This window comes from Mycobacterium sp., from assembly GCF_049585075.1.
Lineage (GTDB): Bacteria > Actinomycetota > Actinomycetes > Mycobacteriales > Mycobacteriaceae > Mycobacterium.
In genome coordinates, this window is record NZ_JBAUZA010000281.1 from 1 (window position 1) to 11790 (window position 11790).

Annotated in this window: 12 protein-coding genes; 4 read left to right on the forward strand and 8 right to left on the reverse strand. The window is 66.0% G+C overall.

Annotation, left to right across the window (positions count from 1 at the left end; translation table 11 throughout):
- From nusG to WB785_RS13870, 4 genes are all read left to right on the forward strand, one after another.
- Positions 1-636, forward strand: a 636-nt coding sequence (gene nusG, locus WB785_RS13855; protein WP_424079913.1) for a transcription termination/antitermination protein NusG, incomplete at its 5' end; no start/stop codon positions are given.
- An 18-nt stretch (positions 637-654) separates the two neighbouring features.
- Positions 655-1083: a 50S ribosomal protein L11 gene (rplK, locus tag WB785_RS13860; RefSeq protein ID WP_424079914.1), complete on the forward strand. Its 429-nt coding sequence runs from the start codon at positions 655-657 to the stop codon at positions 1081-1083.
- A 77-nt stretch (positions 1084-1160) separates the two neighbouring features.
- A complete protein-coding gene (rplA, locus tag WB785_RS13865) occupies positions 1161-1868 on the forward strand; it encodes a 50S ribosomal protein L1 (RefSeq protein WP_424079915.1) in 708 nt (235 codons plus the stop codon).
- 64 nt (positions 1869-1932) lie between these two features.
- Positions 1933-3834, forward strand: a complete 1902-nt coding sequence (locus WB785_RS13870) for a fatty acyl-AMP ligase (protein WP_424079916.1) — start codon at positions 1933-1935, stop codon at positions 3832-3834.
- On the opposite strand, the gene WB785_RS13875 is transcribed toward WB785_RS13870, so the two are convergent.
- The 8 genes from WB785_RS13875 to WB785_RS13910 all read right to left on the reverse strand — a co-directional run bounded on the left by WB785_RS13875 (position 3831) and on the right by WB785_RS13910 (position 11632).
- Entirely contained in the window at positions 3831-5075 is a 1245-nt protein-coding gene (locus WB785_RS13875) for an RNA polymerase sigma factor (protein ID WP_424079917.1), read from the reverse strand. The genes WB785_RS13870 and WB785_RS13875 overlap by 4 nt on opposite strands.
- A 3-nt stretch (positions 5076-5078) precedes the next feature.
- Complete coding sequence (locus WB785_RS13880) at positions 5079-5777, reverse strand: YciI family protein (RefSeq protein ID WP_424079918.1); 699 nt, start codon at positions 5775-5777, stop codon at positions 5079-5081.
- A gap of 107 nt (positions 5778-5884) precedes the next feature.
- Complete coding sequence (gene mmaA4, locus WB785_RS13885; protein WP_424079919.1) at positions 5885-6781, reverse strand: hydroxymycolate synthase MmaA4; 897 nt, start codon at positions 6779-6781, stop codon at positions 5885-5887.
- A gap of 106 nt (positions 6782-6887) precedes the next feature.
- Positions 6888-7751 (reverse strand): cyclopropane mycolic acid synthase family methyltransferase, encoded by an 864-nt coding sequence (locus tag WB785_RS13890; RefSeq protein ID WP_424079920.1) that lies wholly within the window; start codon positions 7749-7751, stop codon positions 6888-6890.
- A 65-nt stretch (positions 7752-7816) separates the two neighbouring features.
- Positions 7817-8665: an alpha/beta fold hydrolase gene (locus WB785_RS13895; protein ID WP_424079924.1), complete on the reverse strand. Its 849-nt coding sequence runs from the start codon at positions 8663-8665 to the stop codon at positions 7817-7819.
- A 61-nt stretch (positions 8666-8726) separates the two neighbouring features.
- A complete protein-coding gene (locus WB785_RS13900; protein ID WP_424079921.1) occupies positions 8727-10073 on the reverse strand; it encodes an ABC1 kinase family protein in 1347 nt (448 codons plus the stop codon).
- A 52-nt stretch (positions 10074-10125) separates the two neighbouring features.
- Positions 10126-11043 carry an alpha/beta fold hydrolase gene (locus WB785_RS13905; RefSeq protein WP_424079922.1) on the reverse strand — a complete coding sequence of 306 codons (918 nt, stop codon included), beginning with the start codon at positions 11041-11043 and terminating at the stop codon, positions 10126-10128.
- Positions 11030-11632, reverse strand: a complete 603-nt coding sequence (locus tag WB785_RS13910; protein WP_424079923.1) for a DinB family protein — start codon at positions 11630-11632, stop codon at positions 11030-11032. Before WB785_RS13910 ends, WB785_RS13905 begins: the two co-directional genes overlap by 14 nt.
- Positions 11633-11790: the final 158 nt, after the last annotated feature.

Consider the following 11790-nt stretch of genomic DNA (forward strand, 5'->3'; position numbering starts at 1 on the left):
CCCGAAGAACCCGAAGAGGTCGACCCGGCCGTTGCGCTGAAAGCCGAGCTGCGCGCCAAGCCCGGCGACTGGTACGTCATCCACTCCTACGCCGGCTACGAGAACAAGGTCAAAGCCAACCTCGAGACCCGCGTGCAGAACCTGGACGTCGGCGACTACATCTTCCAGGTGGAAGTGCCCACCGAAGAGGTCACCGAGATCAAGAACGGCCAGCGCAAGCAGGTCAACCGCAAGGTGCTGCCCGGCTACATCCTGGTCCGCATGGACCTGACCGACGACTCCTGGTCGGCGGTGCGCAACACCCCGGGCGTCACCGGGTTCGTCGGCGCGACCTCGCGCCCGTCGGCGCTGTCGCTGGACGACGTGGTGAAGTTCCTGCTGCCGCAGGGCGCGGCCAAGAAACCCGCCAAGGGCGCGGCCAGCACCGCGGCCGCCGAGGTCGGGCTGGAGCGTCCGGTTATCGAGGTCGACTACGCCGTCGGCGAGTCCGTGACCGTGATGGACGGGCCGTTCGCCACGCTGCCGGCCACGATCAACGAGGTCAACGCCGAACAACAGAAACTCAAGGTGCTGGTGTCCATCTTCGGCCGCGAAACACCTGTGGAACTGGGCTTCACCCAGGTCTCGAAGATTTAAGAAAGGACTTCTCACCTCATGGCTCCGAAGAAGAAAGTCGTCGGGCTGATCAAACTTCAGATCGAAGCCGGGCAGGCCAACCCCGCGCCGCCGGTCGGACCGGCGCTCGGCCAGCATGGCGTCAACATCATGGAGTTCTGCAAGGCGTACAACGCCGCCACGGAAAGCCAGCGCGGCAACGTGATCCCGGTCGAAATCACCGTCTACGAGGACCGCAGCTTCACGTTTGCGCTCAAGACACCGCCGGCGGCCAAGCTGTTGCTCAAAGCCGCGGGCGTGGGCAAGGGTTCGGCCGAGCCGCACACGACCAAGGTCGCCAAGGTGACGTGGGACCAGGTCCGCGAAATCGCCGAGACCAAGAAGGCCGACCTCAACGCCAACGACATTGAGGCCGGCGCCAAGATCATCGCCGGGACCGCCCGGTCGATGGGGATCACCGTCGAATAAGACGGCGGTTCCCTAGTGGGAGGGCCAGCTTCGGCCCGCTTTTCAACCACAACCCAACACCAGATTGGATTAAACGAATGAGCAAGAACAGCAAGGCATATCGCGCCGCCGCCGAGAAGGTGGATCGCAACAACCTCTACACCCCGCTGGCAGCGGCAAAGCTGGCCAAGGAGACGTCGTCGAGCAAGCAGGACGCCACCGTCGAGGTGGCCATCCGGCTCGGTGTCGACCCGCGCAAAGCCGACCAGATGGTCCGCGGCACGGTCAACCTGCCGCACGGCACCGGTAAGACCGCCCGCGTCGCGGTATTCGCGGTGGGAGACAAGGCCGATGAGGCCACCGCGGCGGGCGCCGACGTAGTCGGCAGCGACGACCTGATCGAGAAGATTCAGGGCGGGTTCTTGGACTTCGACGCCGCGATCGCCACGCCTGACCAGATGGCAAAGGTCGGACGGATCGCCCGGATTCTCGGACCTCGTGGCCTGATGCCCAACCCGAAGACCGGCACCGTCACCCCCGACATCAGCAAGGCAGTGTCGGACATCAAGGGCGGCAAGATCAACTTCCGGATCGACAAGCAGGCCAACCTGCACTTCGTCATCGGCAAGGCGTCGTTCGACGAGAAGCAGCTCGCAGAGAACTACGGCGCGGCGCTCGACGAGGTGCTTAGGCACAAGCCGTCGTCGTCAAAAGGCCGCTACTTGAAGAAGATTACGGTCTCGACGACAACCGGCCCAGGCATCCCGGTCGACCCGGCGATCACTCGCAACTTCGGCGACGCGTAATCCGTCTGGTCTCGGTGGCGGGTCACCAACGGTGGAACGCGTGGGCGTCTCTTAGACTCGCCTCATGCGAAGTGCCATGGGGAATGGAGATGGCGGTCGCGGAAGCCGGCCGGAGTTGGCCGACTACCTCGATGCGGATGGCAGCATCGTCCTGCCAGACGGCGTCAACCTGGCGACATTTCTAGACCGCCACATCGACAACATCGGCGATTCAATCGCTTACCGCTACCTCGACTACACCCAGCATCCCGACGGTAAAGCCATCGACCTGACCTGGGCCGAGCTGGGCACCAGATCCCGCGCCATCGCTGCTCGGCTGCAGCAGGTGACCTCGCCGGGTGATCGAGTCGCGATACTGGCGCCGCAGGGCATCGACTACATCGTCGGTTTCTTCGCCGCGATCAAGGCCGGCAACATCGCGGTGCCGTTGTTCGCGCCGGAATTGCCCGGCCACGCGGAGCGCCTCGACGCGGTGCTCGGCGATGCTGCGCCAGCGGTGGTATTAACCACCGCTGGCGCGGGTGCGGCGGTTCAGGAGTTCGTTCGGGCGTTGCCGCGCAGCCGCAGACCGCGGGTCATCGCGATCGATGAAATCCCCGACACGGTGGGGGCCACGTTCTCCCCGGTTCATCTCGACACCGACGACATTGCGTATCTGCAGTACACCTCTGGGTCGACGCGGGCCCCGGTCGGTGTGGAGATCACCCATCGGGCGATCGGCACCAACGTGCTGCAGATGGTGACCTCCACCGGCATGGACTGGGATATCCGCAGCGTCAGCTGGTTGCCGCTCTACCACGACATGGGGCTGCTGATGATCGTGTGCGTGGCAATATTCGGCACCCAAGTCACGCTCATGTCGCCGATCGCGTTCGTCCGACGGCCGCAGCGGTGGATCCGCCAGCTGGCAGCGGAGTCCCAGCACGGCCGCACGTACGCGGCGGCGCCGAACTTCGCGTTCGAGTTAGCCGCTGAGCGCGGCCTTCCCGATGCCGGCGAGGACCTCGACCTGAGCAATGTGGTGTCGCTGATCAACGGCTCCGAACCGGTAAGCATCCACTCGATCGCGAAGTTCAACGCGGCATTCGCCCCCTATGGGCTGCCGAGCACGGCGGTCAAGCCGTCCTACGGCATGGCCGAGGCAACCCTTTTTGTCTCGACGATCGACCCGGCCGCTGGGGCGACCGTTGTCTACCTGGACCGCGATCAGTTGGGCGCCGGGCATGCGGTTCGGGTCGAGCCGGACGCGCCCAACGCCATCCCGCAGGTTTCCTGCGGGCAGATCTCCGAGAGCCAGTGGGGCGTCATCGTCAACCATGGCGCCGAGGCGGAACTACCCGACGGAGAGGTCGGCGAGATCTGGTTGCACGGCGACAATATCGGCCGTGGCTACTGGGCGCGCCCCGAGGAAACCGAGCAGGTGTTCGGCAACAAGCTGCAGAGCCGACTGCCCGTCGGTAGCCATGCGGACGGGGCGCCGAGCGAGGCCACCTGGCTGCGGACCGGGGATCTCGGCGTCTACCTCGACGGTGAGCTCTACATCACCGGGCGTATCAAGGATCTGATCATCGTTGATGGGCGCAACCACTATCCGCAGGATATCGAGGCCACCACCGCCGAGGCGTCGCCGGCAGTGCGAGCGGGTTACGTGGCGGCGTTCTCGGTGCCGGCGAACCAGGTGCCGGGAGCGCGAACCGATGAGGCCGGCGAGCGTCTGGTCATCGTTGCCGAACGGGCGCCGGTCGCCGCCCGGGCCGATCTGCAACAGGTCATCGATGCCATCCGGGCGGCGGTATCGCGCCGGCATGGCCTGCCGTTGTCGGATGTGCTTCTGGTGGCCGCGGGCACTATCCCGCGAACCACCAGCGGCAAGCTCGCGCGTCGGGCATGCCGCGCCCTATACCTCAAGGGCGACTTGGGCGGTCGGGTCGCCGCTTCGATCACCCGCAACTCCGGCGAGGCCTAAGCTCTTTCGCTCGACTGGCCACTCGGCGGCGAGAGTTCGGCGATGCGCCGACGCAGATAGTCGCGACCCGGCTCGGAACCATTGGACGCCAACGCCGTTCGATACCAGGTGACCGCCTCTTCGTGTCGTCCGGCCCGCCGCAGCAAGTCCGCCCGCACCGACGCCACCAGGTTGGACCGGGCCAGCCGCGGATCGTGTACCACCTTGTCCAACGCCGCCAGCCCGGCATCCGGGCCGTCGCGGAAGCCGATCGCCAGCGCCCGATTCGCCCGCACCACCGGCGAATCCGTCATCGCCAACAGCTTGTCGTAGGCCACGCAGATGCTTCGCCAATCGGTCTGCTCCCAGGACGGCGCCGTGGCATGCAACGCGGCGATCACCGCCTGCGGCAGGTACGGGCCCGTCGAACCGTGGGCCGCCCTCAGCCGATCCAAACCGCGCGCGATGCGGCCACGGTCCCAGCGGCGGCGGTCCTGCTCCTCCAGCGGGACCAGCGCCCCATCGGCGTCCACTCTTGTCGTCCGTCGCGAATCATGCAGCAGTACAAGGGCTGCCAGCGCGTGCGCCTCCGGTTCAGTCGGCATCAGCGCGCACAGCTCGCCGGCCAGCCGGACCCCTTCGTCGCACAGCTCATCGCGAATCGCCGATGGGCCCGCCGTGGACCAGTAGCCCTCGGTGAACACCGAGTAGATGCAGCTGAGCACATGAGGTGTGCGCTCGGGAAGCAACTCGGCCGGCGGTACCCGCAGCGGGATGTTGGCGTGCCGGACCTTGGTCTTGGCGCGGGTGATTCGCTGACCGACGGCGGCGTCGGTCTGCAGCAGTGCCCGGGCAATCTCGGCGACGGTCAACCCGGAAACCAGCCGCAGGGTCAGCGCGAGCTGCGAAACCCGGTCGAGCGCCGGGTGGGCGCAGGTGAACATCATCCGCAATTCGTCGTCGCGGACGGGATACGGGTCTGCGTGGTCGGTGCGCGCCCGGATGTGCTCCACCACAGCGGCCAATTCCTTTCCCGGACGGACTGATTCGCGGCGCAGCCGGTCGCGGGCGCGGTTACGCGCCACAGTCAGCACCCATGCTCCGGGGTTGTCCGGTATACCGTCGCGCGGCCACGCCCGCAGCGCCTCGGCGAAGGCCTCCTGGACGGCGTCCTCGGCGATGCTGAGGTCACCCGACCACCGCGCCAGCGCGGCCACCGTCGGGCCCCACTCGCGCCGGAAGACGCCGTCCAGGTCAGCCATGCGTTAGAGGCCGGAGACTCCCGCCAACTGGCGTAGCTCCACAGCGCCGGCCGGGATCATCGCGGCCAGTTTGACCGCCTCGTCACGGTCGTCGGCGGCGAGCACGTAGAAGCCGGTGGCGATCTCGGCCCCTTCCGGGTAGGGGCCGTCGGTCAACAGCACCTCGCCGTCGCGCACGCGAACGGTGGTCGCCGTCGCCGGCTCGTGCAATGCGGCCCCGCCGACGATGTGATCGCCTGCGGCAACGGCGAATTCGCCGTGCCGCGCGGCTTCGGCCTCCCATTCGGGCGTGCCGGGAACGTTGGCGGCAGCCGGTGGCTCCAGTAGCAGCGCCAGCCATTGGCCGTCGTGGCGTGACCATTCCGAATCCAAAGTATGGTAGAGCGGCCGAACTTCGATGGCGCCATGCTTGGCGGCGGGAATATCGCGCGCGAAAGCCAATGCGTCGTCAAGGTTTTCGGCTTCGATGACGTAGTAGCCGCACGCTATCTCGGCGGCCTCGGCGAATGGGCCGTCGGTGATCGTCGGCGCATCCGGACCGCCGGAGATGCGCACCGCGGTCGCCGCGGGCAATAGCGCATCACCGCCGCGGATCGCCGACGCGGCTTTGGCGTGGAAACTTTGGTAGGCCGCCATCTCGGTGGCGCCTTGTTCGGGTGTGAGATCCCGCTCCTGGCTGATCAACAGAGCTAGGTACTGCATCGTGGTCACCTCCGGTAGTGAGCGGAACCCTGCGTCCCACTCTCTACCTGTCCGACGAACAATGCAGCCGCAATCCGACAGCTAGGCCCGCGGAATCGCGAAACAGATTAGGCGACGGCGCCCGGCTTGAGGTAGGTCACCAGGCTGACATCCAGCATCTCGTCGGCGAAGTAGTGCTCGCAGCCGCGCAGGTACTTCATGTAGCGCTCGTAGACCTCTTCGGACTGGATCTCTAGGGCCTTGTCCTTGTTGGCTTCCAGCGCGTCGCCCCAAAGTCGCAATGTCTTGATGTAGCTCGGCCGCAGCGAAAGCGGTTCGGGCACCACAAAACCTGCCTTCTCGCCGTGTTCGACCATCATCGCGGTGGACGGCAAGCGGCCGCCGGGGAAGATCTCAGTGAGGATGAACTTGATGAACCGAGCTGTCTCGAAGGTCAACTTCTTGCCGCGCGCATTCAGTTCGTAGGGATGATAGGCGACGCTGCTCTGCACCGTCATCCGCCCGTCGTCGGGCATGATGTTGAACGTGTTCTTGAAGAAGTGGTCGTAGTTCTCGAAGCCGAAGTGCTCGAACGCCTCGATGGACACGATCCTGTCGACGGGATCGCTGAAATCCTCCCAGCCGCGCAGCAACACCTGACGTGAGCGCTTGGTGTCGATGTCGTCCAGCACCTGCTGAGCGCGGGCGTGCTGATTCTTGGACAACGTCAGGCCGATGACGTTGACGTCGTATTTCTCCACCGCGCGCTTCATCGTGGTGCCCCAGCCGCAGCCGATGTCCAGCAGCGTCATACCAGGCTTGAGGTCCAGCTGGTCGAGGTTCAGGTCGACCTTGGCGATCTGGGCTTCTTCCAGCGTCATGTCATCACGCTTGAAGTAGGCGGAGCTGTAGGTCCGCGTCGGGTCCTGGAACAGCCCGAAGAAGTCGTCGGAGAGGTCGTAGTGGGCCTGGATGTCCTCGGGACGCGTCCGCTTGGTGATCGGGGTGACTGGATTTTCAGTCATCAGCGTTTCGTGGCCCTTCCTGCTGCGGTAGTGCATGGCGAAAGCACAATACCCGGCATTGTCGCATTATCGAGCTAGCCCCCGGTCCTGTTTTGCCCTGCCGGGGCTACTTCTCCAGCGTGAACTGGTTGACGTCGATGTATCCGACCCGGAATCCCTTCGCGCAACCCGTCAAATAACGCATGTAGCGCTCGTAGACCTCTTCGGACTGGATCTCGATGGCCTGGCTCTTGTGCTCCTCCAGCGCCGCGGCCCAGTGGTCGAGGGTCTTGGCGTAGTGCGGCTGCAGCGACTGCCTGCGGGTCAACCTGAAGCCGGCCTTCGACGAGTGGTCCTCGACCTTCTCGATCGACGGCAACCGGCCGCCCGGGAAGATCTCGGTGAAGATGAACTTCAGGAACCGGGCCAGCTCGAAGGTCAGCGGCATGCCGCGTTCGACCATCTGCGGGCCGGTCAGGGCGGTGATCGTGTGCAGCAGCATCACCCCGTCGTCGGGGAGCGCGTCGTAGGCCATCTTGAAGAAGTCGTCGTAGCGGTCGTGCCCGAAGTGCTCGAATGCGCCAATGGAGACGATCCGGTCCACCGGCTCGTCGAACTCTTCCCAGCCCGCCAGCAGTATCCGCTTGGTACGCGGGGTCTCCAGCTCGTCGAACATCTTCTGCACGTGCCCGGTCTGGTTCTTGCTCAGCGTCAGGCCGACGACGTTGACGTCGTATTTCTCGATCGCTCGGCGCATCGTGCTGCCCCAGCCGCAGCCCACGTCGAGCAGCGTCATCCCGGGCTGCAGACCCAGCTTGCCCAGCGCCAGGTCGACCTTGGCTTGCTGGGCTTCTTCCAGCGTCATGTCGTCACGTTCGAAGTAGGCGCAGCTGTAGGTCTGGCTCGGGTCGAGAAACAGCCGGAAGAAGTCGTCAGACAGGTCATAGTGCGCTTGGACGTCTTCGAAATGTGGCCTCAGTTTTTCCGCCATGCGGGCGTGCGCCTTTCTGGTTTTCCCCCCGGTTATCCGCCCGTTATGGTAGTCGATCGGCCTGGTCAGACCGAATCGGCGAAAGTGCTCGTCAGCTCGCCGATCACCCGATCCCACAGCTGTTCGGGCAGGTCGTGGCCCATGCCGTCGACCAACACCAGACGAGCTCCCCGGATCGCGCGGGCCACTACCCGGCCGCCGAACGGGCGCTGCAGCTTGTCCTCGCGGCCATGCAGGACCACGGTGGGTACCGTGATCTGCCGGTCATAGCGCAGCAGGCTGCCGCTGGCGATGATCGCGCTGAAATGCCGGCTGATGCCCCACGGGTAGTAGCAGCGTTCGTAGGCCTCGATCGCGTCGTTACGCAGCCGCTGTTCGGGCGCCGGGTAGCGGGGGCTGCCGATGATTCTCCAGACCTTCACCGAGTAGTCGGCGATCACGTCGATCGGCGAATTCGGCGCCGGCCCCTTGAGCACCGCGAACAGTGCGCGCGGCGCCGGCGGCGGCAGGAAGGGTTGGTTGTTGCTGGAGAAGATCACCGCCAGCGACCGCGTCCGCGCGCGGAACCGGGCAGCGAAGATCTGGGCGATCATGCCGCCCATCGACGCGCCGGCGATGTGGGCGCGCTCGATGCCGAGGTGGTCGAGCACCGCGGCGGCGTCGTCGGCCATGTCTTCGAGCGTGTAATCGGCTTTGCCGGGGATGCCCAGCCAGAACTTCAGCATGCGGGGGATCTGCGCCCCACCGGTGTGGCGCCGCTGCGTCTTGCTGGACAGCCCGACGTCGCGGTTGTCGTAGCGGATCACTCGCAGGCCCTCGGCGACGAGCTTCTCGCAGAAGCCGTCGCGCCACAGCAGCAGTTGCGAGCCCAGCCCCATGATCAACAGCACCGCCGGGTCGCGTGGGTCGCCCATGTCCTCGTAATAGATATCCAGGTCGCCGGAACGTGCTGTGCCGCTTCGGATTTCCACAGAGCTATACCTCTACATCGGATTGGTGCTCGCGGCTGACCTCGACCATGAAGTTGGCGAAGTATCCGGTGAGCTGCGGGTCGGACATCATCTGCCATCGCGGCGCCAGCAGCTTCATGTATCGCTCGACATAGAGGAACTGCTTGCCGATCAGCACCAGCTCGCGGGGCAGCTTGACGTCGTAGGCGTCGGCCAGCGTCGAGAGCTGCCTACCGATGTCGGCGTAGGACATATCGCCCAGCGTTTGCATGGTCAGCGGGGTGGCGAACTTCTCCAGGTCCTTGGCGGCCTGGGCTTCTGGCCGCATTGTGCCCACGGCGCCCATCAGCACGACGATCTTGCCCGCCGCGGCGTGGTCCTTCTTGACCAGCAGGGCATACACCAGCTCGCGCAGCAACCAGCGGGTGCGCGGGTCGATGCGGCCCATGATGCCGAAGTCGAAGAACACGATGCGGCCCGCCTCGTCGACGTAGAGGTTGCCGGCGTGCAGATCGCCGTGGAACAGGCCATGCCGCAGACCGCCCTCGAACAGGCTGAACAGCAACGCCTTGACCAGCTCGGTGCCGTCGAATCCGGCCTTGCGGATGGCGGCGGCGTCGTCGATGCGGATGCCCTGCACCCGCTCCATCGTCAGCACCCGGTCGCTGGTCAGGTCCCAGTACACCTGGGGGACCCGGATGTTGCGGCCCAGCGGCGAGGCGTGCAGGTGCGATACCCAGGCCTCCATCGACTGCGCCTCCAGGCGGAAATTCAGCTCCTCTGCCAGATTGTCGGAAAAGTCGGCGACCACGTCTTGGGCGGACAGCCGCCGGCCCAGCTTGGCCAGCTCCACCGTCTGCGCGAAGCGCTTGAGGATCTGCAGGTCGGCGGCGATCCGGCGACGGATGCCCGGCCGCTGGATCTTGACGACGACCTCTTCGCCGCTGTGCAGGGTGGCGTAGTGCACCTGGGCGATGGACGCCGAGGCGAACGGCTCTTCGTCGAACGTGGCAAACAGCTCGGACGGGTCGGCGCCAAGCTCCTCGGCGAACAGCTTGTGCACCTCGTCCTTGTCGGCCGGCGGCACGCGGTCGAGCAGGCCGCGGAATTCCCGCGACAGCTGTTCGCCGAATGCGCCCGGGCTGGAGGCGATGATCTGCCCGAATTTGACGTAGGTGGGGCCGAGGTCGGCGAAGGTTTGCGGGAGCTGCTTGATCACCTTTTGCTGCATCGGACCCTTGGTCGGCAGCTTGGTGATGACGCGCGCGGCGGTGCGGGTGAGCTGCCAACCGGTCACACCGATGCGGGCCACCTCGACCGGCAACGGCACCCGGTCAAGCTTGGCTACCTCGCGGTGGTTGTTGGAACTCATTCGTGCAGTGTCTCAAATCGGCGGTGGCAAGTCCCAATTCCTGTGAGCCCGCTCACCGGATGGGGACTCGGGCAAAGTTCTCGGTGAGCACCTCGACGATCGGGCGCCACACCGGTTCGGGGAGGTCGTGGCCCATGCCGTCGATGACGACGAACCGGGCGCCCGGAATCGCCGCGGCCACCCCGCGGCCGTTGCGCGGTCGCACCATCGGGTCACGCGACCCGTGCAGCACCACCGTCGGCGCAGCGATGGCCTTGCTGTAGGCCAGCAGGCTGCCGGTGCCCAGCACCGCGTCGAACTGACGCAGCATGCCGGGCGGATAGTTGGACCGCTCGGCGAGCTGCCGGACCCGGTTGCGCAGCTCGGCGTCGGACGGCAGGAAGTTGGGGCCGTTGAACACCGCGATGTTGCGGACCTCGGCGTCCAGCTTCTCCTCGTCGGAGGCCTCGTCGCCGGGCCCGCCGAACGCCAGCCGGATTACTCGTAACGCCGGCAACCGGGAGAACGGCTTGCCGGTGGTCGACATGATGATCGCCAGCGACGCCACCCGCTGCGGCTCGGTGCCAGCCAGGATCTGGGCGATCATCCCGCCCATCGAGGCGCCGACGACGTGTGCCCGGCCGATGCCGAGGTGATCGAGCAGCGCGACCACGTCGCGGGTCATGTCGACCAGCGTGTACGGCACCGGGCTGCCGCGGCCCAGCAGATAGCGCCAGAGCCGGCGATAAACCGCGCCTTCGGCGCGCATCCCGTGCATCTTGGCCGACAGACCGGTGTCGCGGTGGTCGAAGCGGATCACCCGATACCCCGCATCGACGAGCTGAGCGCAGAAGCCGTCGGGCCACATCGGCAGCTGGGCGCCCAGCCCCATGATCAGCAGCACGGGCTCGCTGGCCGGGTCGCCGAGGTCTTCGTAGTACAGCTCGACGCCGCCCTGCTCGCTGTGTGCGATGCCGCTACGAGTCAGCATTCTTCTGCCAAGGCTTCACCCACCCGTCGATTGTCCAGCCCTCCCGGGCGGCGATCAGCTCGTACATCGTGGCGCCGTCGATGCTCTCCCGGATGATGTCGGCATGCCCGGCGTGGCGGGCCAGCTCGTTGATCACATGCAGGATCACCCACCGCACCGACCAGGCGTCGAGCCCCTTGGGGAACCACGGAATGTCCGTCGGCACCGGCACTTTCGCGTCCAGGTCGGCGGTTTCGACCAGCCGCAGAGCGTTGGCGCTCTCCGCCTCGAAGGCGGTCAGCAGCCCGGCCAGCGTCTCGTCGGGGCGCATCACGTGCTGGTCGCCGTAATCCTTGGCGATCTCATCGAACGGCCGGGTGTCGCGCGGCGGTTCGTCGGGTGCCGCGGCGACCCGCGCGAGCCAGGTGCGCTGCATCCCGGTGGCGTGCTTGACCAGCCCGCCGATCGACAATGCGCTGACTGTCGGTTGGGAGCGGGCCTGTTCGTCGGTCAGGCTGTGGGCCACCGCGAAATATGCGCTCTGGTGGTAGGCGAGGTATTCGCGCAGCGCGCTGCGTTCGTCGGTGACGGGGGGAGCGAGGGCGGGCATCAGAAGTCCTTTCTATTCGATTTGGACGATTCTTTCAGCAATACCGGACAGGTTCTGTCCTATAACTACGGCACAGTGGTGGCATGGCGGAAACGACCGGGCGGGTGCTGCAACTGCTGGGCCTACTGCAGTCGCGGCGGGTGTGGACGGGTGACGAG

Coding starts and splice junctions, on each gene's coding strand:
- WB785_RS13890 (WP_424079920.1), bottom strand. CDS start 7,751: ATGGCGGAAAAACTGAGGCCACATTTCGAAGACGTCCAAGCGCACTAT.
- WB785_RS13875 (WP_424079917.1), bottom strand. CDS start 5,075: ATGGCTGACCTGGACGGCGTCTTCCGGCGCGAGTGGGGCCCGACGGTG.
- WB785_RS13880 (WP_424079918.1), bottom strand. CDS start 5,777: ATGCAGTACCTAGCTCTGTTGATCAGCCAGGAGCGGGATCTCACACCC.
- WB785_RS13895 (WP_424079924.1), bottom strand. CDS start 8,665: ATGGGCGACCCACGCGACCCGGCGGTGCTGTTGATCATGGGGCTGGGC.
- mmaA4 (WP_424079919.1), bottom strand. CDS start 6,781: ATGACTGAAAATCCAGTCACCCCGATCACCAAGCGGACGCGTCCCGAG.
- rplA (WP_424079915.1), top strand. CDS start 1,161: ATGAGCAAGAACAGCAAGGCATATCGCGCCGCCGCCGAGAAGGTGGAT.
- WB785_RS13910 (WP_424079923.1), bottom strand. CDS start 11,632: ATGCCCGCCCTCGCTCCCCCCGTCACCGACGAACGCAGCGCGCTGCGC.
- rplK (WP_424079914.1), top strand. CDS start 655: ATGGCTCCGAAGAAGAAAGTCGTCGGGCTGATCAAACTTCAGATCGAA.
- WB785_RS13900 (WP_424079921.1), bottom strand. CDS start 10,073: ATGAGTTCCAACAACCACCGCGAGGTAGCCAAGCTTGACCGGGTGCCG.
- WB785_RS13870 (WP_424079916.1), top strand. CDS start 1,933: ATGCGAAGTGCCATGGGGAATGGAGATGGCGGTCGCGGAAGCCGGCCG.
- WB785_RS13905 (WP_424079922.1), bottom strand. CDS start 11,043: ATGCTGACTCGTAGCGGCATCGCACACAGCGAGCAGGGCGGCGTCGAG.